Source organism: Niallia sp. MER 6 (genome assembly GCF_023714395.1).
GTDB lineage: Bacteria > Bacillota > Bacilli > Bacillales > Cytobacillaceae > Niallia.
On the sequence record NZ_JAMAUK010000002.1, the window covers coordinates 110603 to 136890 of the forward strand.

The following is a 26288-nucleotide window of genomic DNA, read 5'->3' on the forward strand; positions in this document are numbered from 1 at the left end:
GTATCTTTATTTTCTTCTATTAATTTGTCCAGCTTTTCAAACGTTGCTAAAAAGCCTGAAATTTCCTGATCATCAAATTTATTGATAAGACCTCTCCACTAAGCGATGTATTCTTTCTTCCATTTTCGTAAAAATCGCATTGCCTTTTTCTGTTAATGTCAAATAAATGACTCTTCGATCTTTTTCATCCCTTGTGCGTTCAATCCATTCTTTTTCAAAAAGTCTATTAATAATAGATGTAATCGCACTTTTATTAACACCGAACACTGCAGCCAGTTCAGAAGATGTACAAACCTTCACTTGGTTAATGTGGCGCATTGTGTAGTGCTGTTCACAAGTGAGAACATCTCCGATTTCCATTCTAATGAGATTATCCAATTTCCGGTTTACAGAGAAATTGATGTCCACATACCTATCGACGACATCTTTAATTTTTTTGCTGCTGATTGCTTTCACCCCCAAATAATAGTTCAACTACTTAACTATTAAACATTTTAACTTTCTCCTTGTTTTTATGTCAATCAGTTTCTTTTTATTCTTTTATTTTTTCTCATTGCATAGAGACTATGCTATAATGACCTCAAAATGAAGGGGCTAATGCATATGAAATTCACTAATGAAAACACACTTATGGAAAGACTGGGAATTGAAATAACAGAAGTAAAAGAAGATGGAACATGCATTGCCACAATGCCTGTTGATGAAAGAACAAGACAGCCTTTTGGCTACTTGCACGGCGGCGCTTCTGTTGCCTTAGCAGAAACGGTTGCAAGCTTAGGTGCTGCAAGTCTTGTCGATTTAGAAAGCACAGCTGTCTTTGGCCAGGAAATTAATGCTAATCATATCCGCTCCAAAAAAGACGGAATCGTTACAGCAATCGCATCTGTCATCCATCAAGGAAAAAGCAGCATGGTATATGAAATAAAAATTCAGGATGAAGAAGGCAAACTCATATCGATTTCCCGCTGCACGATTGCAGTCGTGAATAAGCGTAAATAAAAGGGCGCATCCATAAGATGCACCCTTTCTTTATATGAATTAGTTTGTACTTATATCCCTGATTTCAGGCGGACTGTCCAGAACAGTTTCTATATAATTTTTACCCCAATTGTACATGCTGTCGAGGATAGGCATTAAGCTTTCCCCTTCTTTCGTAAGGGAATATTCAACCTTCGGCGGAACGACTGGATAAACGACTCTTTTTACAATAAGATCTTCCTCTAGTTCACGAAGCTGGTTTACAAGCATTCTTTGTGTAATACCTGGCATTAATGCCTTTAACTCACCAAATCTTTTCGTCCCCTCTTTGCCGAGATGCCATAAAATCAGCATTTTCCACTTTCCGCCGATAATACCTAAAGTCAGCTCTTTCTCACAATTGAAGACCTTATCTTCCATGCGGCTCATAGACACTCCTCCATTCCTTTTCCCATACTTAGTATACTTTTAGACACTATATATAAATAAAGTGCGTACTTACGTATTAAAATTATAAGCCGTATAATCGACATTGTACAAGAAATAGGAATCAAGGCGGCTTTGTTAGGCAAATAATAAAAAGCCCCAATCAAAAAAGGAGTGTTTAAAATGAAATTACAATTAGCATTAGATTTAGTAAATATCCCGCAAGCAATTGAAGTAGTATCTCAAGTAGCAGATCATGTTGACGTTGTTGAAATCGGAACACCGGTTGTTATAAACGAAGGTCTTCGCGCTGTTAAAGAACTGAAAGATGCATTCCCAAACGTGACAGTTCTTGCTGATTTAAAAATCATGGACGCTGCTGGTTATGAAGTAAGTCAAGCTGCTGCTGCAGGAGCTGACATCGTAACAATTCTTGCCGTTGCAGAAGATGAATCCATCAAGGGTGCTGTAGCTGAAGCGAAAAAGCAAAACAAACAAATCCTCGTTGATATGATTGCTGTAAAAGATATTAAAGCACGTGCTAAAGAACTAGATGAGCTCGGTGTAGACTATATTTGTGTACACACTGGCTATGATTTGCAAGCAGTCGGCAAAAACTCTTTTGAAGACTTGAAAGCAATTAAAAGTGTCGTAAAAAATGCAAAAACAGCTGTTGCAGGCGGAATTAAGTTAGATACTCTTCCTGAGGTTATTGCAGCACAGCCTGATTTAATTATTGTCGGCGGCGGCATCACAGGCCAAGATAACTTACAAGAGATTGCTGCTAAGTTTAAAGAATTGATCCTTCAAGGGTAACAGACTATGAACACAAGCGGATACTTGGAGGCTGTTTTAGCTGAGCTGAAAGAAGCCTCCACACATGTTTCCACTGAGCAGACTGACTCTCTAGTTGAGGCAATTTTGTCAGCCAAAAAGGTATTTGTTGCAGGAGCAGGCCGCTCTGGTTTTATGCTTAAATCCTTTGCAATGCGAATGATGCATATGGGCATTGATGCATATGTAGTCGGTGAAACTGTAACTGCCAACTTCGAAAAGGAAGACTTGTTGATTATCGGCACTGGATCAGGTGAAACGAAGGGCCTTATTTCGATTGCTGAAAAAGCGAAAAGTATTGGCGGCAATGTCATCGCTGTGACGATTTTTCCAGAATCCACAATCGGCAAAATTGCTGATGCAGCGATTAAACTGCCTGGATCACCAAAGGATAAAACAAACAGTGACTTTAAAACAATTCAGCCAATGGGCTCCTTATTTGAACAGCTTATGCTGCTTACACTGGACAGTGTCATCCTGAAATATATGGAAGTAAGAAATCTTGATTCCAATACAATGTATGGTAAACATGCCAATTTGGAATAAACTTATATAGGCTGCCTTATAAGCCAAAGCCAATTGATTGTATAATGGTTCCATTATATAGTATATTGGCTTTGGCTTTATTTAGTCTGTCTCTTGTAGACTTAACTAACTTGATAAAGGAGTAAATAAATTATGCAATCACTTAAAGGAAAAACGGCATTAATTACAGGTGCTGGCAGAGGCATCGGACGTGCGACTGCTATTGCACTTGCACAGGAAGGCGTAAACCTAGGATTAATTGGGTTAACAGAAGGCAATTTAAAAAAAGTTGCAGAAGAAGTAAAGCAGTATGGTGTATCTGTTGCAATTGCAACAGCAGATGTATCTGACAACCAATCTGTTATTGATGCTGTAAACAGTATCAATCTTGAGTTAAAGCAAATAGATATCTTAATTAACAACGCTGGCACTGCTAAATTCGGCGGCTTCCTCGACCTATCTGCTGAAGAATGGGAGAATATCATTAAGGTAAATCTAATGGGTACTTACTATGTAACAAGAGCGGTGCTTCCAGGAATGATTGACAGAAAAGCTGGAGATATCATTAATATTTCCTCAACAGCTGGACAAAAGGGCGCACCTGTTACAAGTGCATACAGTGCTTCTAAGTTTGCTGTATTGGGATTGACTGAATCGTTAATGATGGAAGTGCGCAAGCATAATATCCGTGTAACGGCGTTAACACCAAGCACAGTGGCTACAGATCTTGCCATCGATACAAACCTGACAGACGGAAATCCAGAAAAAGTAATGCAGCCAGAAGATTTGGCTGAATACATGGTTGCACAATTAAAGCTTAACTCTCGTGTATTTATTAAGACTTCTGGTATGTGGTCTACTAATCCATAAGAAAAAAGCAAACTCGGCGGACGAGTTTGCTTTTTTTCACACCTTTTTCGCATAAATAATATAGCGCTGCGGCGCATTGCCAACAAAGCTGAAAGGATAGCAAGTGGTCAAGACGAGCTCTTCTTTCGTATTATCCAACGTAATAATAGTCTGATCATCTGCTTCAACAATCTTTGTGGACGTGATTTCATAGGAGAAGCTTCCATATGGAAGCACCACTCTCAGCTCATCACCGAGTTCTAATTCACCAGCCCTTCTGAACACCGTATCACGATGTCCTGATAAGACAATTTGACCATTTTCGTTCGGATAATAGCTGCCCTTAAAGTGTCCGACACCTTTTTCCAAATCATCCGGATCTGTTCCTTCTACAATCGGCAAGTTCCCTTCGATTTTTGGTATTTCCAAAATGCCGACCGATTCCCCTGTAGGAGGCACGAAACGATTATCCTGCTCCTCATCCACCCAATCGTCCTTTTTCTCTTTAACCACAGCTTCTGCCTTTGATAATGATTGCTCTGTTTTCACCTTTGTTTCAGCTATATTCCATGCTCCCAATCCGAGAAAAACCGCTCCTCCTACTATAAGCAGGAGGGCAAACCATTTCAATTTTTTCATTATCAGCTTACGCCTTTCTTCTTTTTACGAATAGTACAACACTTCCTACTACTAGCATCATACACCCAATCAGAAGATAATTATAGTCCATTGTTGCTGTATTCGGCAGCACAGGTGTTGGATTTGTCTCTTTATCAGGCGTTTCTGGATTCTCACCTGGTGTTTCTGGATTCTCACCTGGTGTTTCTGGATTTTCACCTGGTGTTTCTGGACTCTCACCTGGTGTTTCTGGACTCTCACCTGGTGTTTCTGGATTTTCACCTGGTGTTTCTGGATTCTCACCTGGTGTTTCTGGACTTTCACCTGGTGTTTCTGGATTTTCACCTGGTGTTTCTGGATTTTCACCTGGTGTTTCTGGATTCTCACCTGGTGTTTCTGGACTTTCACCTGGTGTTTCTGTGTCTTCATCAGTGATTTCAGAAATTCGTTTTTCTGCACTGTATGAAATCGGCTCTGTAAATGACTTAACAAAATCTACTGTCGCCTGCAGATCATCCGGTCCTTGTACAGGATTTTCACCGAATTCAGTTAAACGGTATTTGTCCGTAGTATGTGGGTACATATAGTTATTAACAACAACTGTATATGTTTTAGACAAGTCTAATTTTGAGCCGTCTGGCAGCATTAAATCAACTACTTCTCCAAATTCACCAAGTGATGCATCCCACGTATACTTAAAGCCTGCAATGCTTACATCTGGACCGTATGAGCTGAATTGAGTATTAAGCACTTCTTTTAATTCAGCACCTGTCAGCTCTAATTTAACTAACGTGTTACCGAATGGTTGAATATTAAACAATTCCTCCCATGTGATTTCACCTTGAAGCAAGTCATCACGAATTCCTCCGCCGTTCATTAAAGCAAAATCACTGTCCATTGCTGCTACCATGCCATCAGCAATTAAGTTACCAAGTGCATTGTCACCGACTTCCCCTTTTGAAGCGTAACCACCTAAAATATCCGTTGCCGCTACTCCAACAACTTCCTTCAGCTTAGGGCCAACTATGTCTTGATATTTATCAAGAATTGCTTGCACTTTTGCATCTGGTGTAACTCCCTCTTGTTTCACATCTACTATTTCAGCAGATTTCTTCACAATGTCCTTCGTAACTGGATCGATTTCTAAATCAATATCAGAAAACGCCTTGCCATATTCCCATGCTTGAACAATCAGCTTATTATCAACTAAACCGTTTATTTTCACATGATTATGTGCTGCAAAGATAACATCAACCGCATCATCCACTTTGTTCGCGATATCAGCGATAGTTCCTGTAATTTCTCCACTGTTTGCATCTTGATTTCCAGGAACATGAGTAACCACTACAATTGCCTCTATTCCTTGCTTTTGAAGCTCAGGAACATATTTATTGATCGCTTCTGCTTCATCTGTGAAACGAACATTTTCATTTCCTTTTGCAATAATCTGGCTTGGTGTATCAATATTTGCCACACCGATAAAGCCTACTTTTACGCCATCCACATCTTTAATTGTATATGGATCAAGCACAAGCTTACCTGTATCCTTATATTCCACATTTGCTGCAACAATTGGGAAGTTCATGCCGTCATAACCGGCAGTGCCATTCGGGTGCTCGCCGCCATTAATCATGCGGAGCATCTCGTCCACACCTTCGTCAAACTCATGGTTCCCAACAGTTCCGACATCAAAGCCTAATGCTTCCATTATCTCAACTGTCGGCTCATCTTGAAGCAATGCAGAAACTGGTGAGCTGCCGCCAATCATATCGCCTGCATGAACAAGTAATGTGTTTTCATTTTCTGCTTCATGCTGTTTTAAATAGGTTGCCAAGTAAGAAGCATAACCATAATTAACGCCATCTACTGTTCCAGTAACATCTATTTTACCGTGTAGGTCATTTACACCTAATAGCTGTGCTGAAATATTGCCTGTTGGACCATCAGTAGCATTCACTTCTGAGATTCTTCCCGTATTGTAAGAAATCGGACCATTGAAGCTTTTCACATAATCAACAGTCGCTTGCAGGTCTTCTCCCCCTTGAACAGGGTTTTCACCAAGCTTAGCAAGCAAATACTTATCGCTGCTATGTGGGTACATATAGTTATTCACTGTTATTGTATATTTGCCATCTGGATCAATTTTTTCTCCATTTGGCAAGAAGATATCAACAACTTTACCAAATGATCCTTGCTTGCTGTCCCATGTATAGGAGAAGCCGCCAATACTGACATCAGGACCATAGCTGCTGAATTGGCTGTTCAAAATTTCCCGTAAGTCATCACCACTTATTTCCAGCTTAACTAAAGTATTGCCAAATGGCTGAATATTGAACAATTCATTCCAAGTAATGTCACCAGCATTTAAGTCATCACGAATGCCGCCGCCGTTCATCAGCGCAAAGTCACTATCCATTGCAGTAAGCATGCCGTCTGCAATCAAGTTTCCGAGCGCATTATCGCCAACTGCACCTTTTGTAGCATAGCCACCTTCCAAAATCGTTGCTGCTTCTCCAATTACCTCATTCAGCTTCGGACCAACTTCCTCCGAATACTTGTTTAAGATTGCAGAAACCTCTGGATCAGGTGTGACACCCGCCTGCACTACATCAACAATATCAGCAGATTTTTTAACGATATCACCAGTTGCTGGGTCAATTTCAAGCTCTACATCTGCGAATGCTTTGCCATATTCTCCAGCTTGAACAATCAGCTTATTATCAACAACTGCATCAATCTTCACATGATTATGGGCTGCAAATAGAACATCGACTGCATCGTCTACGTTTTTCGCAATATTAGCAATATCACCTGTCGCACTGTCACCTGATTGATTGCCAGGAACGTGAGCAAGGACGATGATTGCTTCAACACCTTGACTTTGCAGCTCTGGTACGAATTTGTTGATTGCTGCTGTTTCATCTGTGAAGCGAATATTTTCATTTCCTTTACTGATAATCATATTTGGCGTATCAGTCGTTGCAACACCGATAAATCCAACTTTCACGCCTTCAACTTCCTTAATTGTGTATGGATCAAGCACTAGCTTACCTGTATCCTTGTATTCTACATTTGCCGCTACCATTGGGAAATTAATGCCATCATAGTTTTCCGTTCCGTTTGGATGCTCTCCGCCATTAATGAGGCGCAGCATTTCGTCCACACCTTCATCGAACTCATGGTTTCCGACTGTCCCAACATCGAACCCTAATGATTCCATAATTTCTACAGTTGGCTCATCTTGCAGCAATGCAGATACAGGAGGACTACCGCCTACCATATCACCAGCATGTACAAGCAGTGTATTAGGATTTTCAGCTTCTCGTTCACGTAAATATGCAGCTAAATAATCCATTCTGCCAATTGTGTTTGAACCATCTGCATATTCTTCGCTGATCTTCCCATGCAAATCATTAACGCTTAAAAGCTGCAGTTTAATATTTTCCTTGCTTCCTTGATTTTTAGCTTTATAGCCATTTGTTTCTGCTTCTTCTGCACTTGCAAAGAAGATGCGTTTTTCAACAGGCACCTCTGCAAATTTAGAAGGCTCCACATATTCCTTTGTCTCAGAATTTCCGACATATCTCGTTAATCCTTTACCTTGCTCTCTTGCCCGGAATTCAAATGGCAATTCTTCTAGAGGATTCTCTGCATTCCAGATACCTTTGCCATTGTCCTTTGCTTCTTTTACCGCAGATTGAAACTGATTATATTCAGCTTCCTCTCCGATTGGCCAAATGAAGTAAGTCGATGCATACCCTTGTTTAACCATTTCCAAGTTTGTATTCAAGCTATCGCTCTTGCGGATGATTTGAGCAAGCAGTCTTCCATAGTCATCTGTTGCCTCTTCTCCGACCTTAACGATTACTTTATCACCTGGTTTTAATAGGGAATTTAAATATGCCTTTGCTTCTTGTCCATGCTCTAGCTGACTTTCATCAGCAGCATTTTTTGGAGTATGATACGTTTCCGGTGTATCAATATTCACGTAACGCACCTTTGTCGCCCCAAGAACTGGTGATTCAAGATGAATAGTATCTCCGTCTACTACACTGCTAACAGTAGATTCATATTCTCCTGCTGAAGTTGGTGCATCAGGCTGCTCAGCAAGCAATGTTACGTCAGATGCCTTTCTTGGCAACACTTGGTAAGTATTATATTGACTCAATACACCTGTAAACTCATACCATTTTCCTGCTTCAATAGCAGATATAGCCTGTGTTCCTTCCATTACTCGCAATGTTGTTCCATTAAAGTTCTCATCAATTACGGAAACATTATAGCCCCCTCCAGCTGGAGTGGCAGGAATGGATTGTACATACCCTTTAAACTTAACTAACTGGCCTTCTTTTTGCTCAGCAAGACTAGCATCTGCCATGTTTTCTAGTGAAAATTCAATTGGTGCTGGTACTGCGTTTCCTTCTGATATGATTTCAATTCCATCAGCATTTGGTGCTATTTCCAGCAATTTGTTATATTCTGTGACTTTTCCTGTTACTTTTACTTTTTGTCCCTCTTTTAGGGCCGGGAAACTGCCAGCATTATTTGCATATAGATTGATACCTGCTGTATCATCTTGAATATATGTTGATAGCTTGCCGCCGCCGATTCCTTCATTATCAGCAGTTACAACACCTTCAACTGTTACAACTTGTCCATTTTTTGCTCGTGCATCAGAAATAGAGATTTTGTCTGTTGGAGTGGAAGGAGTTTCCTCTTCCTCTTGTCCTGGGTTTTCACTTCCATTGTCTGTATCTCCAAAAGTATGCTTGCCAAGATCAGCAAAATGATCAATATCATAGATATCCCATTCTAATGCTGGATCAAAGCTCTCACTTCCAATGCTTCCTTTCGTTACAGAGCTTTTGCGAATAAGAGTATGGTTTTCAGCAGCACCATCTCCCCATTTTTCTTGCACACCAACAGTGCCAAACACATCGATGACTGCATCATTTTTTTTGAGCTCAATTACATCGTCACCATTAAAGTTGACGACACCATGTTGAATATCAGCCTTTTCCTTTATTGCGGCGCTGGCAGAGCTATGTGTGATAACATACACATCTCCATCTGCAAGCTTCCCTTCAAGCTTTAATGTTGTATTAGGTTCTGTCTTACCATTGGCATAAAGTACCAGACTATAGCTGGCAAGATCTACTTCACTGCCAGTCCCATTAAAAATTTCAATTGCTTTATTGTTTGAGCTGCCTTCTATGTATTCAGAAATAAATAAGTCATCAGCCGTTTGGCTTGCAGCAGAAACACTTGGAGTAAAATTGCCTAAGAAGTTCGGTATAACTAAAGTGAAAATTAGCAATATTGACAAAATTTTAAAACTTTGTTTCCCCTTCATCTATATCCTCCTTGGTCCATAAATTGCCTTACCAATTAAAGATATCTTAATATTGTAAAATTCACACTAGAATTCTGTAAAAATATTAGATAATTTGTATTATTTTGATTAAAATGATTAATTTTTCCTATAATTTGTCATTGTTACCTCTACAAAACTACCAATTTATCGACAATTTATATTTTACATTATTTGTAAACCTCTTCATTCACAGCTTACTCCTTTCAAGACAAAATCACTAAGTTTTTTTAGCAATATAATAAATTCCCCTTTTTTATTCCATAAAAAAACTAGCCTAATCATTTTCCGGCTAGCTTAACACTTCTATACAGCTGTTATTCTTCAGATGGAATATTTAAAATCTTAACTGTCTTAAATGCAGGTATAATCTTAAAATTCAGGTTCCAATTGGAAGAAACTACTTCAAACTCCTGGTCTGTGACAGAAAATTGCATTACTACATCATTTTCTTCATCCAGCAGGACATAAGAATTCTGATTTGCGAACATTTTGTAGGATCTGTCCGCTAGAAGCGTCCAGCCATTTAATAATTCATGCGTTTTATTGGCCAATCTTTCTCCTCCTTTTTCTTTCCTATAATCGATTGTCATTATAACATGCAGTCTGCCCAATTTTTCCGTTTTCTTTCAAGAACACATTTTTAATGTCAAAGTTATGCAGAGATTATGAGTCTGCATGGGATGATCCATTTCAATATTGAGATTTCCTCTCCAAAATATATATATATAATGATTAGAGTTTACTTAGTCCATCATTGAGGAGCTTGGAGCATGTACAATACAATTTACCTAGTCAACTTCAGTTTTTATAAGATTATGGAGGACAATGTCAAACTGATCGATACTCATGTAAATCAGCAGGCAACAGAGAATAACGAAAGCTTGGAGAGCCTTTTACGACTGCTTGGGTTTGAATTTATTGGCAATGATGATCTTTGGGGAGTTAGAACAGATAACATCATTATCATCGCTGAAATAAGCCAGAAAAAAAGCAGGGCCAGTAAGCACTACCCATTTCAGCCGCTTTAATAGCAATCATAAAAATAGAAATGTCTTGTGCCATTTAATGAGGAGCACTGAAGTTGTACGTTGAATAAAATAACACATCAAGTTCCTGCACAACTAATGTGCAATCAGCCCCTTTCCCCATTGTTCAGTTTCAAATTCTAAGAATGGAACAATATAAATCAAGCTGGCAGTAAGCAAACGAACGAGCCTAGCCTTTGAATTAAGAAGTGTTACTGTTAACATTCTCTGTATTTTCATACATAGAATACGCAATTTCAAAAAAACCTCTAATCGGCTGCTGCTCACTCATGGGGAGTTGCTCTTTTTCAACACGGGGACTTATAAATTCAGATCAGGTTATACTATCTGTAAAAATTTTTTAAGGAGGCATCACCTATGATTGATAAAGTCTGCACCATTGGACCTGCAAGCAGCAAAGAAGAAATCCTCCAAGGGCTTGTCGAAAAAGGAATGACTATTATTAGGTTAAACATGTCACATGGCAGCCAAACAGATCATCTCGCTGTTATAGAAGCGGTTCGAAGCATAAGCAAGACAACAGGAATTGCCATCAAGATACTAGGAGATTTGCAAGGGCCGAAAATCCGCTTAGGAAAAATAACGGGAGATAAGGTATTGTTGAAGGATGGGGACAGCTTCATGCTGACCGTTGATGAAATAGATGGAGATAACACACAGGCAAGTGTTGATTACAAGGGGTTTATCCAAGATATAAAGGTTGGAAGCAGAGTCCTTATTAATGATGGTGAGGTAGAGCTTCATGTTGTTGAAACAGGGGAAAGCACCGCCAAAACGATTGTTAAAGCAGGGGGAAGCATCGCATCTCGAAAAGGTGTCAACGTTCCAGGAACATCCCTGTCGTTACCTGCTATTACAGAAAAAGACAAAGGGGATATTGAGTTTCTGTTAAAGCATGATATAGATATTATCGCATGCTCCTTTATTCGAAAAGCAAATCATTTACAGGAAATAAGAGAATATATAAAAACATTCACCAACACTCCGCCAAAGCTGATGGCAAAAATTGAGACATTAGAGGCAGTATCCAGCTTTATTGATATTTGTGAAGCAGCAGATGCTATCATGCTGGCAAGGGGTGACTTAGGTGTGGAGCTTCCTTATTATTGGATACCTCTCTTGCAAAAAGCGATACTTGCTGAATGTAATAAAAGCGGAAAATTCGTTGTGACTGCTACACAAATGCTTCAGTCTATGACAGAAAATGCTGTTCCTACAAGAGCAGAAGTAACAGATGTATTCCAAGCTGTTTTAGACGGCACAAATGGTGTAATGCTTTCAGCAGAGAGCGCTGTCGGAAAGCATCCGCTAGAAAGCATTCATGTGCTTACCACAGCAGCTGCTTTCTCTGAACGTTTTAAACAGACTATGCCTGACAGCTACACTGATCTCATCGATTTACTAAAGCAAGAACTATGATATACAGCTGGAGGATCACCCTCCAGCTGTATTGTCATTTCCTTAAAGGAAGCCACTCAAGCACATCCTGAATTTTTTTATCCCAATATCCCCATTCATGTTCTCCTGGAGAGAATTCATACGTATAGTCAAATGCAGTATGTTCACAAGCCTGCTTAAACCGCTTATTATCTTCAAATAGAAAGTCCTCTGTGCCGCAGCATTGGTAAAGGGAAGGTTTCACGTTCTGATCCTTTACCTTTTCTACAAGAGAAAATAGATCATGCTCTGTCCCTCTAATGCTGTTTTCTCCAAAGATAAGCTGATAAAGGCCACCTTCTGATCTATCTTGAAGTGTTTCTACATCCATTGCACCTGAAAGGCTGGCTGCTGCGATAAAACTATCGGGCTTATTCAGAGCCCATTTGAATGCTCCATAGCCGCCCATCGACAGGCCTGCCACAAAATTATCTTCCCTTGCTTCTGATAAAGGAAAAAAAGACCTTGCGACCATAGGCAGCTCCTCTGTCAAAAAAGTCCAATATTTGTTGCCGTAAGCCATATTTGTATAAAAACTTCTGTCAACCTGCGGCATAACTACTGCTAAGCCAAGGGGTGCCGCATAGCGCTCAATAGATGTCCTTCTTGTCCATATCGTGTGGTCATCACTCAGCCCGTGAAGTAAATAGAGTGTCTGGTGCTTATTCCCGCTGACAGTATTTTTCATGCCAATTTGTGCGTTTGTTTCCTGCGGCAGAATTACTGTCATCGAAGTGCTCAATTGCAAGCTTTCAGAGAAAAAATCACATTTAATCAATGCCATATTGCCTGTCACCTCTCCTATTATTTAAACGCTTTCACATAAGGGAATTATAGCCGTTTTTTTCCTGTTTGGGAATTCATCTGCTCTTTCCATCGCTTTCCTAAAAGAGAAATACAAGCAGGCTTAATGAAACATATTTTTTTCTGTTTTTGCAAAAGCTAAAACAGAATCCTTATCGTTATGAAGGAGAGAAAAATGTGGACATAAATTGGTATATACTGTGTGCGGCAATTCTGTCAGGGGCAGCAGGATGTACACTCGTGCTTTGGAAAAAGTTCCAGTACTATAAAACAACCCTTCTCATTCATGCGGTGCTTTCCATCCTGCTTTGTTTATTCTTTTATTTTAATGGCTTTTACCGCTATGCACTTCCCGTCAGCTATATTCTGCCAGCTGTCGTAATAAATTTCGGGCTGTTTATTACATTTCTAATTCGATTTGAACCGAAGGGAGATACATTCCGCTTCTATTTTGTCTTAATTACCTGGACCTTCAGCCTTGAAATTGTGCTGGAATACTTCGGCTTTATCCGTTTTAGAAATGGCTGGGATTTTTGGGATTCTTACAGCCTTTATTGGATTTATGCAAGAATATTTAGTCATATCGGCAAACGATTGGTCCCGATGGATGGAAGAACACCTGTCAATATTTCCAACCGAGGATTTCGTACTCTTTATTACATGACCATCTTCTTTTTCTTTATCGGACTGTTAATCTTGCTCCGAACTGCTGCCTAACATGCTAAAAGCACAGCAAAAAAAGCTTGAACAAAACGCTTCAAGCTTTTCATCACTACATAAAGGTACTTGTTTGGACAGGAAAGAGCTGACCGTCAATGGAGAAGGAGATTCTCCCTGTTTCTTCTGAAACAACGATAACCAATGCATCTGTCTGCTCTGTTATGCCGATAGCTGCTCTATGTCTTGTACCGAGTTTATCTTTCCCATTATAAAATTGAGACGTAGGAAAAATATTAGCAGCCGACACAATCATATCTTTATCAATCAATACACCGCCATCATGTAGCGGGTTCCCTGGATAGAAAATGGCTTCAAGTAGGTTGGAAGACAGTTGTGCATTTAAGGTAATCCCGGAATGGACGAAATCCTCTAAATTATCCTTTCTTTTCATAGCAATCAGCGCACCATGCCGCTTCTCCGAAAATTGCTGGGCAGATGCCGTAAGCATCTCCATATAATCTGTGAACGGCTCCAAATAGGATTGCAAATAGTAAGAGGCTGCGAAGCTGTGAATGCTTTTAAACTGCTTGTTCATTTTCTCAAAATCATTTAAAACACAGCAATCTCGTTCACCAATGGAGTCATACAGGCTATGGAGATTTGCTAATAGAGAATGCAAATCTGCTTTAAGCTGACTCTTAATAAAAAGCGGCATATTCATATCCTCTGCAGACAAGCTAACACTCCTTTTTCCTCATGCTCCTTTTTCTATACTATTTCCACTCTATTGCCTTTCTATTCAGCAGCTGCTTGTTGGTGAAGGAATGAAATTCTCCTAATAAATTTGGTTTTTTAGCATATTTACCTTTCTTATGAAGGATTTTCCACTCTATTAGCGAAATGATAGACAAGACATAACGAAACATCAACATAAGGGGTTGATTTAGATTGCAATGGAAAAAAATGATTATCTGGCTTATCGGGATAGTGATTGGCATTGGGGGATTGACTGCCTCCGTCGTTTTCGCTGTCTTGATATTCTTAGAAAAAGATAAACCTTTAGAATCAAAGAGTGAAAAGCCTGCCGTGAGTGCAGCTTCTTCTCAGTCGGCAGGGTCAGAAGATATGAGCACAGAACCAGTCCATGAACCAATGGATGAAAGCATCGTTACATTGGCTGACGGCTCAAGCGGCCATGACTTTATCTCTGATTGGCATGATTTCTATAATGAAACACTAGGCTGGGGTAAACTTGAGACAGCGGATTATACAGAACAAAAAGAAGCGGCAGAAAGCATACTGTCCCAAGCTGAGAATATGGTCATTAATAACAGTCAAATCTCTGCTGATTTAGACCTTATTAAAGAAGCGGCAAACCTTGTAGCAGCAAACGACAATCGAGATGCTATGCGCAGCCTCCATCGATACTTTCACGACTTAGACATATATTTTAATGGCTACGATTATACCCAAACTTTTGGTGTTACTTCCTTTAAAGGAGAATAACGAACAATGCCTAATTTTTTCGCCTGTTGAAGAAATTAGGCTTTTTTATTTCATTGTTATAGCGTTTATGAAAGATGTGCGTCGCAGCAGGAGACAGAGGCGGAATCAACCAAGCCCAATTTCCAGTTATATCCCGGCCTGCCTCCTCCTCCTTGCCTTCAAATATTTTAAACTGCTGTGCCGCTGTATGATGATCAACAATGGTCACACCTAATTGCCGAAATGATTCCAAAACGGCAATATTCAATTCGACAAGCGCCTTGTCTTTCCATAAAGAGGCAGACTTTTTCGTTTGAAGTCCCATTGCTTCCCCAATAGCTGGAAGCATATTATAACGGTTTTCATCAGCAAGGTTTCTTGCGCCGATTTCTGTTCCCATATACCAGCCGTTAAATGGGGCTGCAGTATAAGAAATGCCGCCAATCTCCAGCCTCATGCTCGAAATGATCGGCACAGCATACCACTGCAGCTCTAAGTCGGCGAACCAGCTATATTCCGGATGGCAGATGGGCACTTGTAATACAAGCTCTGCCGGGATTTCAACCAGCTTCGGTTTATTTTGATTGATTTGCACGACGAGCGGCAATATATCAAAATTCGTTCCCTGCCCTTTCCAGCCAAGTGTCTCACAGTATTCTGTAAAGGAGATGGAATCAGGATCTCCTACTATTCCATATTTTGTATTATAGCCAGCATAACGAAGCAATTGATGATTCAAAATATGGAAAGACTCGCCTGCTTTCTCTTGCGGAAATACAGTGATAGTCGGCCTTATTTTTCCCCCATTAGTTGCATACTCCATATGTTCAAATAATGAATTAATCATTTCCTCTTCCGATCGTACAGATCTCCTATCGATTACATGGAGATTCTTCCAAAATAATCTGCCGATACAGCGATTGCTGTTTCTCCAGGCAAGCATTGCACCATATGCCAGTTCTTCATATGTATGCTCATAGTATCCTTGGGATAAAATTTGCGATTTTATTTCTGCCAATCTACCTTCAATCCGATCATTTTGCTCCCATTCAGAGTAGCATAATTGAATAAAGGCTGAAGCTTCCTCGAATAAATCAATTTCCAACGAAAGTCCTCCTGTTTTAAAAAGTCTTTTTTATATTTTACAATTTTATGGAGAAAAACCATCATTTCAAAAACCGTCGGACAAGCTTGAGCTGCTGATCTGTATATGGAGGAAAGAGGTCTGTCATCTTTAAGCTTTTTCCCCTTTTTAAAACACTTCTCTTATGGGAAAAAGCCTCAAAGCTGTAGATACCATGATAGGAACCAATACCTGAGGTTCCAACGCCTCCGAACGGCAAATTAGGATTTGCCAAATGTGTCAGTGTATCATTTATGCTGACACCGCCAGATGGGACAGTGTTTAGCCAATACTCTTCCTCCATCTTATTTTGTGTGAAAATATACATCGCGAGAGCCTTTGGCATGCTTGTTACCTTTTTTACTGCTGCCCTTTTTTCTGAATAGCCGATAATCGGCAAGATTGGTCCAAAGATTTCATCCTGCATGGAAGGTGAATCCCAGTCAGCACTTATTATTGTTGGCTCAAGGAACCTTTCGTCTTCCTTCCCGCCACCGCCATGCACAATGCTTCCTTCTTCCGCTTTCATAATTTGCTGAAGCCGCGCAAAATGCCTCATATTAACAATTCTTCCGAAATGCTCACTTCTTTCAACTGATTCTCCATAAAAACGAGTTATCGTCTTTTTCATTTCCTCGATAAGTTCATCTTTTATACGTTCATGTGCTAACACATAATCTGGAGCGACACAGGTTTGTCCTGCATTGACTGTCTTTCCCCATATAATCTTGTCAGCAGCCAGCTTTATATCTGCCGTTTCATCAACAATTGCCGGACTTTTGCCTCCTAATTCTAACGTTACAGGAACGAGGTTTTCTGCGGCTGCCTTCATAACAAGCTTCCCAACAGCTGGACTTCCCGTAAAAAATATATAATCGAATTTCCCTTGAAGGAGTGCCTTGTTCGTTTCTACTCCTCCTTCGACTATACACACAAAACTTGGATCAAATGTGGCTGAAATCATTTCTGTTACAGTCTTTGATACAGCAGGTACTAGTTCGGACGGTTTTAAGACAGCACAGTTTCCTGCTGCGATTGCGCCAATGAGCGGTTCAATCAGAAGCTGAAACGGATAGTTGAAGGGCCCAATAATCAGCACTGTGCCATACGGCTCGTGACGGATATAGCTTTTGGCTGGAAAAAGCGCTATTGGCGAGCTTACTTTTTTTATTTTTGTCCATTTTGATAAGTTTTTTATCGTATAGGTGATGCTTTGCAATACAAAGCCTATTTCTGTTGCATAGGACTCAAATGGATGCTTGCCTAAATCTGATTGCAAAGCATCTATAAGCTTTCCTTCATTATCAAGAATAGCCTGCCGTAATTTTTTAAGCTGGTTTATTCGGAAGCTAACATCTAATGTTTGTTTTGTTTCAAAAAACTCTTTACTCTTTTTTATGATTTCTTCCACTTCATACAATTCAATGTCTTTTTCGTTCATATCAGGTCCCTTTCTGAAATTAGATTATAAAAAAAGGAGAATCCTTAACAGATTCTCTATGTTGTCATATGCTGTCATGCAAGATAGCCATTGCTTGTTTTAATTTCCCGATCGGTATTTGTCCAGGAGCAGAGGCTTTTTTGGCGGCGCCAAATGTAAGAGCCGAACCAAAAGCTTCGCCGGCAATACGGCTTATAGCTCCTTGTCCTCCCATTGACATAGCTATGATTGGTCTGTCCGCATATTTCTCTTTCATCGTATTTACTGCATCCAACAGTGTAATCACATCTTGCATGCTTTGCGGCATGAGTGCAATCTTAGGCAGGTCCCCGCCCAATTCCTGTGCCTTTTTCAGCCGGGCAATGATTTCTTCTTTCGCCGGTGTCTGACCAAAATCATGATTGGAAAGGATGACCGCAACTTGGTGGTCATGAGCAAACTTAATAAGCTCCACTACATCTTCTTCTTGCCCAAACAGCTCCACATCTATTAAATCAGCAGCTCCTGAACTTGCTGCCGCTTTATTTATCATACTATAAGCTTCCCGCTCAATCTCTCTTTCGCCGCCTTCCTTCTTGCTTCGGAAGGTAAAAACAAGAGGCGTATCACCGATCCAATTTCTAATATATGTGAGCGTACGAAGTACTTCGTTTACATCGTCTCCATTTTCAAAAAAGTCAACGCGCCATTCAATTACATCGACTCCTTCGCTCATCAAAAATTCTGCTTCTTCCTTAAGCTGGCTTGCTGTTTCACCAATTAATGAAACACAGATTTTGGGTATGCCTTCACCGATTGTAACAGCTCTAATTTTTAACGGTCTAACCATTTATGCACCTCTATTGTTATTGTTGATCTTCGTTTTAATTACCTTGGTTCATATAAATCCCAAGCATATTTTAAAGAATCAACAATATAATCTGCAATTTCTTCCATATCCTTGCTGTCTGTATCTACCTTCGAATGGTGGTCAGCATAAATTTGTTTCCTGCTGTTGAACAGCTCCTCCATATCATCAAGCGATTTATCCTTAAGGACAGGTCTGCTGTCAATGATAAGATTAATTCGATCCTTCCAAGAATCCCAAGATAGGTCTAGATGGATAACAATACAGTTGTCTAAGCAAGCCTGCTTAATTTCTTCCTGCAAGAAGGAACCGCCGCCAAGTGAAAGAACAAGGAGCTTTTTTTTGCTCAGCTCTGTCACCACTTGCTTTTCTTTTTCTCTGAATGCTTTTTCTCCAACCTGTTCGAAGATTTTTGAAACAGGCATGCCATACTCTTCTTCAATAACATGATCTACATCCAAAAAGTCGCGATACAGCTTTTTGGCAACTATCTTCCCTATACTTGTTTTGCCAACGCCCATAAAGCCAATGAAAACTACACTTTTTTCCCTTAATGGTACCCGATTGTTTTCCAAGATGATGCCTCCTACTATTTTCGTGACAGCAAAATATTTTTTACGTCGTATTCTACTACTCATTATAAAATAATTATAGGGCTAATCCTAGTTTATTCTTCTGAATATTCTATTGTCTGCATGCATACATATGATTGATTGGATGATGATGAAAAGAACTGCCTCTTTCTCAATCGTTGTAAAATTTTCTCCTTTATCATTCATTTCCCTGTAATAGCTGTTCTATTTTCTCTGCTGTGTAACCCCTTCCTTTCTTATCATTACAAGAATCTTTCATTTTAGCATTCTATCATTCAAAAAAAGTTATTTATAATAATTATAAAATAGTATTGATTTTTTAATTATAGATGATATTATTATGTACATAAGATAAAGAACCAACAAATTACGAGGTGATTATATGTCAAACAATAAACTAACTACTAGCTGGGGTGCACCAGTAGGAGACAACCAAAACTCTATGACTGCTGGCGACCGCGGACCAACATTAATCCAAGATGTTCATTTGCTTGAGAAATTAGCTCATTTTAACAGAGAACGTGTACCTGAGCGTGTTGTTCACGCAAAAGGAGCTGGCGCACACGGCTACTTCGAAGTGACAAATGACTTAACAAAATATACAAAAGCTAACTTCCTTAATGAAGTAGGTAAAAGAACTCCAATGTTCATTCGCTTCTCTACAGTTGCAGGTGAGCTAGGTTCTGCTGATACAGTTCGTGACCCACGCGGTTTCGCTGTTAAGTTTTATACAGAAGAAGGTAACTATGATATCGTTGGTAACAATACGCCTGTATTCTTTATCCGTGATGCAATCAAGTTCCCTGACTTTATTCATACACAAAAAAGAGATCCAAAAACACATTTGAAAAACCCTACTGCAGTTTGGGATTTCTGGTCTCATTCACCAGAATCACTGCACCAAGTTTCAATCTTGATGTCTGACCGCGGTATCCCTGCAACACTTCGCCATATGCATGGTTTCGGAAGCCATACATTTAAATGGGTAAACAAAGAAGGCGAAGCTGTTTGGGTGAAATATCACTTCAAGACAGAGCAAGGTGTGAAAAATCTTGATGTTGCAACTGCAGCAAAATTAGCTGGTGAAAACCCAGATTATCATACAGAAGATTTATTCAATGCTATTGAAGCTGGCGACTTCCCTGCTTGGACATTATATGTACAAATCATGCCTGTTGAAGATGCTAACACATACCGCTTCGATCCATTTGATGTAACAAAAGTATGGTCTCAAAAAGACTATCCATTAATTGAAGTTGGTCGCATGGTGCTTAACCGCAACCCAGAAAACTATTTTGCTGAGGTTGAGCAAGCAACATTCTCACCTGGAACATTCGTACCAGGAGTTGAAGCATCACCAGATAAAATGCTTCAAGGCCGTCTGTTTGCATATGCTGATGCACACCGCTACCGTGTTGGTGTTAACCACAATGCACTTCCAATCAACCGTCCGCAAAGCCCTGTGAATAACTATCAACGTGATGGTCAAATGCGCTTTGACGGCAATGGCGGAGGCTCTGTATATTATGAGCCAAACAGCTTCAGCGGTCCTAAAGAATCTGCCGAGGACAAAACATCTTCATTCGCAGTTTCTGGAGTAGCTGACAGTGTTGCATATGATCACAATGACCATTACACACAAGCTGGCGATTTATACCGCTTATTATCAGAAGAAGAGCGTGCTAGATTGGTAGAAAACATTGTTGGTGCAATGAAACCAGTAGAATTAGAAGAAATCAAACTTCGTCAAATCGGACACTTCTACAAAGCAGATCCAGAATACGGAACACGCATTGCAGAAGGACTTGGCTTAGCTGTTCCTGAAGCAGTAAAATAATTAATTTCTCTCATATAAGCCCTTAACATTTATTTGTTAAGGGCTTTTTGCATTTTTTCTAAGTCAACTTAATACATATTCATTGAAAAAATCTGGTACAAGCTATACTCTTTAAATATGTAAGGGCTTTTAACATGGCCAATTTAAACCTTTAGAGGAGCTGATAAGATTGTCATTAACACTTAGCAGTACAAAAAAACTTAGCAATGGTGTAGAAATCCCTTATTTAGGCTTAGGAGTCTTTCTTGTGAAAGATCCTGCAGAATGTGAAAATGCAGTGAAAGCTGCGATTAAAAACGGCTACCGTTCCATTGATACGGCAACCCGGTATGAAAACGAAAGCTTCGTTGGCAATGCACTACAAGCAGTTGATGTGCCGAGGGAGGAATTATTCATTACAACAAAGGTATGGCTGAGCGACTTTGGCTATGAAGAAACGAAACAAGCACTGCGCCGATCATTGCAAGAAATGCAGCTTGAATATCTTGATCTTTATCTTATTCACTGGGCTGCTCCAAACTTTGCCGAAACATGGCGGGCAATGGAGGATTTGTACGAGGAAGGACTTGTGAAAGCCATCGGTGTGTGTAACTTCCAAATTCACCATCTTGAAAAGCTTGCAGAAACGGCAAGAATTACACCGATGCTGAATCAGATTGAAACACATCCTTTATTCCAGCAAAAAGAATTACGCGAATATATGGAAAAGCATGGGATTGCACATGAAGCATGGGCACCGTTAGCTCAAGGCAGAGATGGACTTTTTGAAAATCCGACATTGCAAGGTATCGGAGATAAATACGGAAAATCAACAGCGCAAGTTATGCTAAGATGGCATCTTCAAAGAGATACAATCATCATTCCGAAGTCTGTTCATGAGCATCGCATTATTGAAAATGCCAATCTGTTCGACTTTACTTTAACTGATGAAGATATGAAAGCGATTGAGCAGCTTGATACTGGTTCACGTGTTTTCGGTGATCCTGATGATATTGAAAGATTAACTGCCTTACAGCAGCAATAAAAATAAAGAATGCAATGGCTAAAAAGCCGCTGCATTCTTTTTTTGCTATTCTACTGATTTTTTGTTAGTAGATGCCCACTGGTTATCAGTAGCTGTTTTTTCTTCTCTTTTACTTGTAACTTCTGCATTAGCTGCAGCCCATTGATTATTTGTTTTTGTCTTTTTTTCCTTCGCCATGATTTTGCCTCCCATGCTAATGATATAGTGATGCATAATTAGTATGAGATAAAAAAGAGCAGATTATGAACAATCACAAGCAATTTCGCAACAAACACAAACTACCATGTTCATCGCATATGTCTCCTAGATAAAGTTGCTGTTCTGTAAAGCAACTGGTGTCAGCATTTCAATTTCTTTTCCATGCACTTATTTAACTAAAGTTTACTTGACCCTATTATGTGTCAAATTGAAAATTATGATATATTGTTTGTATGAAAAATATTTCTCAAATCAGCAGAATTTCCTTAAGAGATCAAGTATACCAACAGTTAAAGCAGGCCGTAATTCATCTCGAACTCGCCCCTGGCGAAAAGATCAGCGACAAGCTTCTTGCTGAACAATTCGGCGTCAGCAGGACACCAGTAAGAGAAGCGTTGAAAAGATTGGAGGATGAGGGACTAGTCATATCTTCTCCTGGTTCAGAAACAAAGGTTAGCTTGATTGACATTGAACAGGCTAAACATGCCTTTACAGTCGTTGCAGCCTTAAATGCTTTAGCTGCAAAACTCGCTCTGCCTTATTTAACGGAAGCACACTGCAAGGAACTAATCACCTTAAATGAAGATTTTGAAAAAGCAATAATGAAAGAAGATAAATATGAAGCAATTAAAAAAGACGATCAATTTCACTCTGTGCTATTGCATGCATCCAATAATCCAGAGATTGAAATGGCGCTTGAGCGCCTTCTTCCGAAAATTAGAAGACTTGAGTTGCTTAAATTTAATAAGGTGGACGGTCTTTCATCCATCCGCCAACATAACGAAATAATTGCCTGCCTCGAAAACGGAAACCACCAGGAGCTTTCAAAGCTTGTGGAAGAAAACTGGCTGAGTCTGGCATCCTACTTAACAAAAGTATAAAAAGACCAGATGATTGAAATACCTCAATCACGCTGGTCTTTTCGTTTACCCCTCATAAGCTAGTATAGTGGAGAATAGCATCTCTTAAAAAAACAGCCGCACCTTGTTCAACCTTATCGTAATAGGCAGTAAACCGCTCATCGTCCACATACATTCTGGCAAGATTAGCATGAGCTTCTTTGCTGTAGGAATTCCAATAAAACGTGAGCCAGCGCTTATGAAGCTCTGCAGTCATTTGTGCTGCCGCACTTTGTGGATCTCCTGTTTTCATTGCTTCTTTTAATCTTTCCAACACCTCTTCCCCAAGCCTTTCTGCTTCTGTGAATTCGGCTTCTGTCATCTTCAGCAATTTCTTGTTAGACTGATCGATTGTGTCCTCCCCATACTTTTGTCGAAGCTCTTCGCCATACTTCTGTTCGTTTTCTTCGACCATTTTTTGCTTTAAACCTTCAAACCTGTCTTTATCGCTCATTCTCACTCTTCCTTTCGTCTCTTCTAACGTTTTGTCGACATTTTGAATAATCATGTCTATACGGTTTCGTTTTGCCAGGAGATTCGCCCTATGTTCCTCTAACGCTCCTTTAATATCAAAGGAAGGGGAAGAAATAATTTGTTTAATATCCTCTAAACTGACTTCAAGCTCTCGATAAATCAAGATTTGTTGAAGCAGCTCTACCTCTTTTTTTCCATATATACGGTAGCCTGATGAATTGACCCTTGCCGGCTTAAGCAGACCAATTTCATCATAATACCTTAATGTTCTGGTGCTGATTCCAGCTATTTGACTTAAGCTTTTAATCGTGTATTCCACTAAGCATCTCCTCCTGACTATTTCATCTTAAAGGTTTACGCAGCGTTAATGTAAATAGCTATTTTGAAAAAAATATTAAAATTTTTATTTTATTATGGCACAAAAAAAAGGCCGGAAACCTCCAAAGCCTTTTAAATATTTCAGCGCTTAATATTTACTGTTGTTACCTCAAACTTATCATATCGATGCCTTGAAAAGGAATACTCGAACGGAACTCCATTGTTTAAAAAACCCACATGCTCTACTTCCAAGATAGGGTCATCCTTCATACATACAAGATGAGCTTGATCTAACTCATTGGACTTGCATGCCCGTATCTTACGATGTGAGCCGGCAATCGTGAGACCTAAGCTTTTCGTGATATGCTCATAAATGGAACCGTCCAATATCTCATCCGTAATGCCTGTAATAAGGGTTGTCGGCATATACGTTATCTCCATAACGTAAGGCTCCCCGTTTACAAGCCTTAACCGAATCAAATAGTAAACAGGTGTTTTCAGGTCGATAGCAAGATGTTCAGCAACGTCTTCTGATGGAAAACCAACTTCAAACTTAATGACCTTGCTTGTCACCTGCTGCCCCTCCATCAGTCTGGACAAACCTGTGACCTCATTGCTCAATACATTTACGCGGCTGTCTTGAATGGCTGATTTGACAATAAATGTGCCATGTCCTCTTTTCCGGTAAAGAAGCCCTTCAAGGACCAATGTGTCAAGCGCTCTTTTCATCGTCATCCTGCTGCAGGAAAACTCTTTCGAAAGAGTTATTTCATCAGGAATTGGCTGATCGAAAGCATAGTAGGACTCTTTAATTCTTTTCTTCATTTCTGCTGAGATTGCTTCGTACTTGTTCATGATGGAACCACCTTAAAAAATAGATAGTTATATTATAAATTTATTGGTTTGAAATTGTTAGCTATCCCAGTGTTTTTTTGAAAGATGGCTTTATAGTCCAGAATGGCGAAAACACATGTAAGGGATACGCTGCAGGGATTCACTGCTCCCGAGCAGCGTAAATCCTCCTGTAAGAAATTCTAGTAAAGGGCATCTTTCTTATTTCTGTCCAACTATTCTTCCAACCATTCATCAACTACATTATGATAATGAGACTGTTTCTGATTCCTCCAGATTTTCGCCGTTTGCTGCAATAACTTCTTTGTACCAGTTGAAGCTCTTCTTTTTGTAGCGTTTTAAGTCTCTTAAATCTGTCTCTCCTCTGTTGACGAATATAAAACCATAGCGCTTCTCGAATTGTCCGCCTGAGCTTATTAAGTCTGTCGAGCCCCATGTCAGGTAGCCGAACACTTCCACTCCTTCTTCCATCGCTAGCTTCATCTGTTTAATATGTTCTCGCAAATAATCGATGCGGTAATCATCTTCAACTGTGTTTTGCTCATTCAATTCTTCTCTAACGCCAATCCCGTTTTCTGTAATAAAAATCGGCAGCCTGTATCGCGCGTACATATCCTTCAGACTAACTCTAAAACCAATAGGGTCGATCGCCCAGCCCCATTCATTCGCCTTTAAGTTCGGGTTAGGCGTGATACCTGAAATGATTGCATCCTCTTTGACTTTCTCACTGCTGACAGTCTGACTTTGATAATAGCTGATACTAATATAATCAACAGTATTTTCTTTAAGAAGTTCTGCATCGCCTTCTTCAAAATGAGGCATAATGCCTTTTCGCTCAAGATTGCTTGTCACATAGCTTGGGTATTCACCGTTTGCAAACACATCTAGATAGAAATCAACCAGCAGTTCTTTTGCTTTCATGTTGGCAATAACGTCTTCTGGAAGACAGCTGTTCGGGTATGTCGTCATATACGTGACCATTCCTGCCATTTGACCACCTGGCACAAGTTCATGCAGTGCTTTGACTGCTTTTGCATGTGCAATAAAGGAATTATGTGTAACTTGATAGCGCAACGCCTCTTCATTGTCTGCTTCATCAGTAGAAACGCCCCAAAATTGAAGATTTGTTAATACAAGATTCTGCTCATTAAATGTAAGCCAATATTTGACCTTTTCCCCATAACGGGCAAAGACTGTGCGTGCATATTTTTCGAACAGGTCAACAACCTTCCTTGATGCAAACCCGTTGTATTTTTGTGCAAGTTTTAGAGGAAGATCAAAATGATATAAAGTAATAACAGGCTGAATGCCGTTTGCAATCATTTCATCAAATAAATCATCATAGAATTGCAAGCCTTCCTCGTTCGGCTCTCCTTCTCCATCCGGGAAAATCCTTGCCCATGAAATGCTTGTACGATATGCATTAAAGCCCATTTCTTTAAAAAGAGCAATATCCTCCTTATAGCGGTGATAAAAATCAACTGCAGTTTTCCAATCAGACTGCCCCTCTTTCACAGGTCTTGCATCAACAATGGAAGGACCTTTTCCGCCCTCATCCCATGCACCTTCTGTCTGGAAGCTTGTCACCGCTCCACCCCATAAAAAGCCTTCAGGAATAACAGATTTCTTTGTCATATTAACCTCTC

Annotated in this window: 26 protein-coding genes; 11 read left to right on the plus strand and 15 right to left on the minus strand. The window is 39.8% G+C overall.

Annotated elements, in window-relative coordinates; all coding sequences use genetic code 11:
- Positions 1–78: 78 nt before the first annotated feature.
- Positions 79–474 carry a MarR family winged helix-turn-helix transcriptional regulator gene (locus M3600_RS03120; RefSeq protein ID WP_251644716.1) on the minus strand — a complete coding sequence of 132 codons (396 nt, stop codon included), beginning with the start codon at positions 472–474 and terminating at the stop codon, positions 79–81.
- A 129-nt stretch (positions 475–603) separates the two neighbouring features.
- Between M3600_RS03120 and M3600_RS03125 the strand changes: the two genes are divergently transcribed.
- Entirely contained in the window at positions 604–999 is a 396-nt protein-coding gene (locus M3600_RS03125) for a hotdog fold thioesterase (protein ID WP_396953776.1), read from the plus strand.
- Between the two features lie 39 nt (positions 1000–1038).
- On the opposite strand, the gene M3600_RS03130 is transcribed toward M3600_RS03125, so the two are convergent.
- Positions 1039–1407, minus strand: a complete 369-nt coding sequence (locus tag M3600_RS03130) for a winged helix-turn-helix transcriptional regulator (protein WP_233316535.1) — start codon at positions 1405–1407, stop codon at positions 1039–1041.
- Between the two features lie 180 nt (positions 1408–1587).
- Here M3600_RS03130 and hxlA point away from each other — a divergent pair, with 180 nt between their 5' ends.
- The 3 genes from hxlA (at position 1588) to M3600_RS03145 (ending at position 3633) form a co-directional block, all read left to right on the plus strand.
- A complete protein-coding gene (hxlA, locus tag M3600_RS03135; RefSeq protein ID WP_251644717.1) occupies positions 1588–2220 on the plus strand; it encodes a 3-hexulose-6-phosphate synthase in 633 nt (210 codons plus the stop codon).
- Positions 2221–2226: 6 nt separating this feature from the next.
- Positions 2227–2784, plus strand: a complete 558-nt coding sequence (hxlB, locus tag M3600_RS03140; protein WP_233316537.1) for a 6-phospho-3-hexuloisomerase — start codon at positions 2227–2229, stop codon at positions 2782–2784.
- A gap of 132 nt (positions 2785–2916) precedes the next feature.
- Complete coding sequence (locus tag M3600_RS03145) at positions 2917–3633, plus strand: 3-ketoacyl-ACP reductase (protein WP_233316538.1); 717 nt, start codon at positions 2917–2919, stop codon at positions 3631–3633.
- A gap of 36 nt (positions 3634–3669) precedes the next feature.
- On the opposite strand, the gene M3600_RS03150 is transcribed toward M3600_RS03145, so the two are convergent.
- From M3600_RS03150 to M3600_RS03160, 3 genes are all read right to left on the minus strand, one after another.
- Positions 3670–4251, minus strand: a complete 582-nt coding sequence (locus tag M3600_RS03150; protein ID WP_233316539.1) for a class D sortase — start codon at positions 4249–4251, stop codon at positions 3670–3672.
- A gap of 7 nt (positions 4252–4258) precedes the next feature.
- Entirely contained in the window at positions 4259–9583 is a 5325-nt protein-coding gene (locus M3600_RS03155) for a 5'-nucleotidase C-terminal domain-containing protein (protein WP_251644718.1), read from the minus strand.
- Positions 9584–9918: 335 nt separating this feature from the next.
- A complete protein-coding gene (locus tag M3600_RS03160) occupies positions 9919–10155 on the minus strand; it encodes a hypothetical protein (protein ID WP_233316540.1) in 237 nt (78 codons plus the stop codon).
- A gap of 219 nt (positions 10156–10374) precedes the next feature.
- Here M3600_RS03160 and M3600_RS03165 point away from each other — a divergent pair, with 219 nt between their 5' ends.
- Positions 10375–10632, plus strand: coding sequence for a hypothetical protein (locus tag M3600_RS03165; protein WP_251644719.1), 258 nt, complete (start codon positions 10375–10377; stop codon positions 10630–10632).
- A 375-nt stretch (positions 10633–11007) separates the two neighbouring features.
- Positions 11008–12069: a pyruvate kinase gene (gene pyk / locus M3600_RS03170; RefSeq protein ID WP_237941864.1), complete on the plus strand. Its 1062-nt coding sequence runs from the start codon at positions 11008–11010 to the stop codon at positions 12067–12069.
- 34 nt (positions 12070–12103) lie between these two features.
- On the opposite strand, the gene M3600_RS03175 is transcribed toward pyk, so the two are convergent.
- A complete protein-coding gene (locus M3600_RS03175; RefSeq protein ID WP_233316543.1) occupies positions 12104–12871 on the minus strand; it encodes an alpha/beta hydrolase in 768 nt (255 codons plus the stop codon).
- Positions 12872–13068: 197 nt separating this feature from the next.
- On the opposite strand from M3600_RS03175, the gene M3600_RS03180 reads away from it, so the two are divergent.
- Positions 13069–13608, plus strand: a complete 540-nt coding sequence (locus M3600_RS03180) for a hypothetical protein (protein ID WP_233316544.1) — start codon at positions 13069–13071, stop codon at positions 13606–13608.
- 55 nt (positions 13609–13663) lie between these two features.
- Here the strand turns inward: M3600_RS03180 and cdaS are convergent, their stop codons facing one another.
- Positions 13664–14287 (minus strand): sporulation-specific diadenylate cyclase CdaS, encoded by a 624-nt coding sequence (cdaS, locus tag M3600_RS03185; protein ID WP_233316545.1) that lies wholly within the window; start codon positions 14285–14287, stop codon positions 13664–13666.
- 212 nt (positions 14288–14499) lie between these two features.
- Here cdaS and M3600_RS03190 point away from each other — a divergent pair, with 212 nt between their 5' ends.
- On the plus strand, positions 14500–15057 hold the full coding sequence (locus M3600_RS03190) for a hypothetical protein (protein WP_233316546.1): 558 nt from the start codon (positions 14500–14502) through the stop codon (positions 15055–15057).
- Positions 15058–15067: 10 nt separating this feature from the next.
- Here the strand turns inward: M3600_RS03190 and M3600_RS03195 are convergent, their stop codons facing one another.
- The 4 genes from M3600_RS03195 to M3600_RS03210 all read right to left on the minus strand — a co-directional run bounded on the left by M3600_RS03195 (position 15068) and on the right by M3600_RS03210 (position 19022).
- Complete coding sequence (locus M3600_RS03195) at positions 15068–16141, minus strand: nitric oxide synthase oxygenase (protein ID WP_233316547.1); 1074 nt, start codon at positions 16139–16141, stop codon at positions 15068–15070.
- 61 nt (positions 16142–16202) lie between these two features.
- Positions 16203–17600 (minus strand): aldehyde dehydrogenase, encoded by a 1398-nt coding sequence (locus tag M3600_RS03200; protein ID WP_251644720.1) that lies wholly within the window; start codon positions 17598–17600, stop codon positions 16203–16205.
- Between the two features lie 64 nt (positions 17601–17664).
- On the minus strand, positions 17665–18429 hold the full coding sequence (gene aroD / locus M3600_RS03205; RefSeq protein WP_233316549.1) for a type I 3-dehydroquinate dehydratase: 765 nt from the start codon (positions 18427–18429) through the stop codon (positions 17665–17667).
- Between the two features lie 38 nt (positions 18430–18467).
- The gene (locus M3600_RS03210; RefSeq protein ID WP_396953777.1) at positions 18468–19022 is read right to left on the minus strand and encodes a shikimate kinase; all 555 of its coding nucleotides are present in this window, start codon (positions 19020–19022) and stop codon (positions 18468–18470) included.
- 400 nt (positions 19023–19422) lie between these two features.
- On the opposite strand from M3600_RS03210, the gene katA reads away from it, so the two are divergent.
- Together katA and M3600_RS03220 are read left to right on the plus strand one after the other, a co-directional pair.
- Entirely contained in the window at positions 19423–20877 is a 1455-nt protein-coding gene (katA, locus tag M3600_RS03215; protein ID WP_233316550.1) for a catalase KatA, read from the plus strand.
- A 169-nt stretch (positions 20878–21046) separates the two neighbouring features.
- A complete protein-coding gene (locus M3600_RS03220) occupies positions 21047–21901 on the plus strand; it encodes an aldo/keto reductase (protein WP_251644721.1) in 855 nt (284 codons plus the stop codon).
- Between the two features lie 45 nt (positions 21902–21946).
- On the opposite strand, the gene M3600_RS28825 is transcribed toward M3600_RS03220, so the two are convergent.
- On the minus strand, positions 21947–22078 hold the full coding sequence (locus tag M3600_RS28825; RefSeq protein ID WP_267913432.1) for a hypothetical protein: 132 nt from the start codon (positions 22076–22078) through the stop codon (positions 21947–21949).
- A 254-nt stretch (positions 22079–22332) separates the two neighbouring features.
- Between M3600_RS28825 and M3600_RS03225 the strand changes: the two genes are divergently transcribed.
- Positions 22333–22980 carry a GntR family transcriptional regulator gene (locus M3600_RS03225; protein ID WP_233316552.1) on the plus strand — a complete coding sequence of 216 codons (648 nt, stop codon included), beginning with the start codon at positions 22333–22335 and terminating at the stop codon, positions 22978–22980.
- A gap of 52 nt (positions 22981–23032) precedes the next feature.
- Here M3600_RS03225 and M3600_RS03230 read toward each other — a convergent pair whose 3' ends face one another.
- The 3 genes from M3600_RS03230 to M3600_RS03240 form a co-directional block, all read right to left on the minus strand.
- Positions 23033–23791: a MerR family transcriptional regulator gene (locus tag M3600_RS03230; RefSeq protein WP_251644722.1), complete on the minus strand. Its 759-nt coding sequence runs from the start codon at positions 23789–23791 to the stop codon at positions 23033–23035.
- A gap of 140 nt (positions 23792–23931) precedes the next feature.
- Positions 23932–24645, minus strand: a complete 714-nt coding sequence (locus tag M3600_RS03235; protein WP_233316554.1) for a GntR family transcriptional regulator — start codon at positions 24643–24645, stop codon at positions 23932–23934.
- 240 nt (positions 24646–24885) lie between these two features.
- The gene (locus M3600_RS03240; RefSeq protein WP_233316555.1) at positions 24886–26277 is read right to left on the minus strand and encodes a glycoside hydrolase family 1 protein; all 1392 of its coding nucleotides are present in this window, start codon (positions 26275–26277) and stop codon (positions 24886–24888) included.
- Between the last annotated feature and the right edge of the window lie 11 nt (positions 26278–26288).

What these genes read in the sequence shown, in the direction of transcription:
- M3600_RS03125 (WP_396953776.1), top strand. Translation starts at nt 604, where the DNA reads ATGAAATTCACTAATGAAAACACACTTATGGAAAGACTGGGAATTGAA.
- M3600_RS03130 (WP_233316535.1), bottom strand. Translation starts at nt 1,407, where the DNA reads ATGAGCCGCATGGAAGATAAGGTCTTCAATTGTGAGAAAGAGCTGACT.
- hxlA (WP_251644717.1), top strand. Translation starts at nt 1,588, where the DNA reads ATGAAATTACAATTAGCATTAGATTTAGTAAATATCCCGCAAGCAATT.
- hxlB (WP_233316537.1), top strand. Translation starts at nt 2,227, where the DNA reads ATGAACACAAGCGGATACTTGGAGGCTGTTTTAGCTGAGCTGAAAGAA.
- M3600_RS03145 (WP_233316538.1), top strand. Translation starts at nt 2,917, where the DNA reads ATGCAATCACTTAAAGGAAAAACGGCATTAATTACAGGTGCTGGCAGA.
- M3600_RS03150 (WP_233316539.1), bottom strand. Translation starts at nt 4,251, where the DNA reads ATGAAAAAATTGAAATGGTTTGCCCTCCTGCTTATAGTAGGAGGAGCG.
- M3600_RS03155 (WP_251644718.1), bottom strand. Translation starts at nt 9,583, where the DNA reads ATGAAGGGGAAACAAAGTTTTAAAATTTTGTCAATATTGCTAATTTTC.
- M3600_RS03165 (WP_251644719.1), top strand. Translation starts at nt 10,375, where the DNA reads ATGTACAATACAATTTACCTAGTCAACTTCAGTTTTTATAAGATTATG.
- pyk (WP_237941864.1), top strand. Translation starts at nt 11,008, where the DNA reads ATGATTGATAAAGTCTGCACCATTGGACCTGCAAGCAGCAAAGAAGAA.
- M3600_RS03175 (WP_233316543.1), bottom strand. Translation starts at nt 12,871, where the DNA reads ATGGCATTGATTAAATGTGATTTTTTCTCTGAAAGCTTGCAATTGAGC.
- M3600_RS03200 (WP_251644720.1), bottom strand. Translation starts at nt 17,600, where the DNA reads ATGAACGAAAAAGACATTGAATTGTATGAAGTGGAAGAAATCATAAAA.
- aroD (WP_233316549.1), bottom strand. Translation starts at nt 18,429, where the DNA reads ATGGTTAGACCGTTAAAAATTAGAGCTGTTACAATCGGTGAAGGCATA.
- katA (WP_233316550.1), top strand. Translation starts at nt 19,423, where the DNA reads ATGTCAAACAATAAACTAACTACTAGCTGGGGTGCACCAGTAGGAGAC.
- M3600_RS28825 (WP_267913432.1), bottom strand. Translation starts at nt 22,078, where the DNA reads ATGGCGAAGGAAAAAAAGACAAAAACAAATAATCAATGGGCTGCAGCT.
- M3600_RS03225 (WP_233316552.1), top strand. Translation starts at nt 22,333, where the DNA reads ATGAAAAATATTTCTCAAATCAGCAGAATTTCCTTAAGAGATCAAGTA.
- M3600_RS03235 (WP_233316554.1), bottom strand. Translation starts at nt 24,645, where the DNA reads ATGAACAAGTACGAAGCAATCTCAGCAGAAATGAAGAAAAGAATTAAA.
- M3600_RS03240 (WP_233316555.1), bottom strand. Translation starts at nt 26,277, where the DNA reads ATGACAAAGAAATCTGTTATTCCTGAAGGCTTTTTATGGGGTGGAGCG.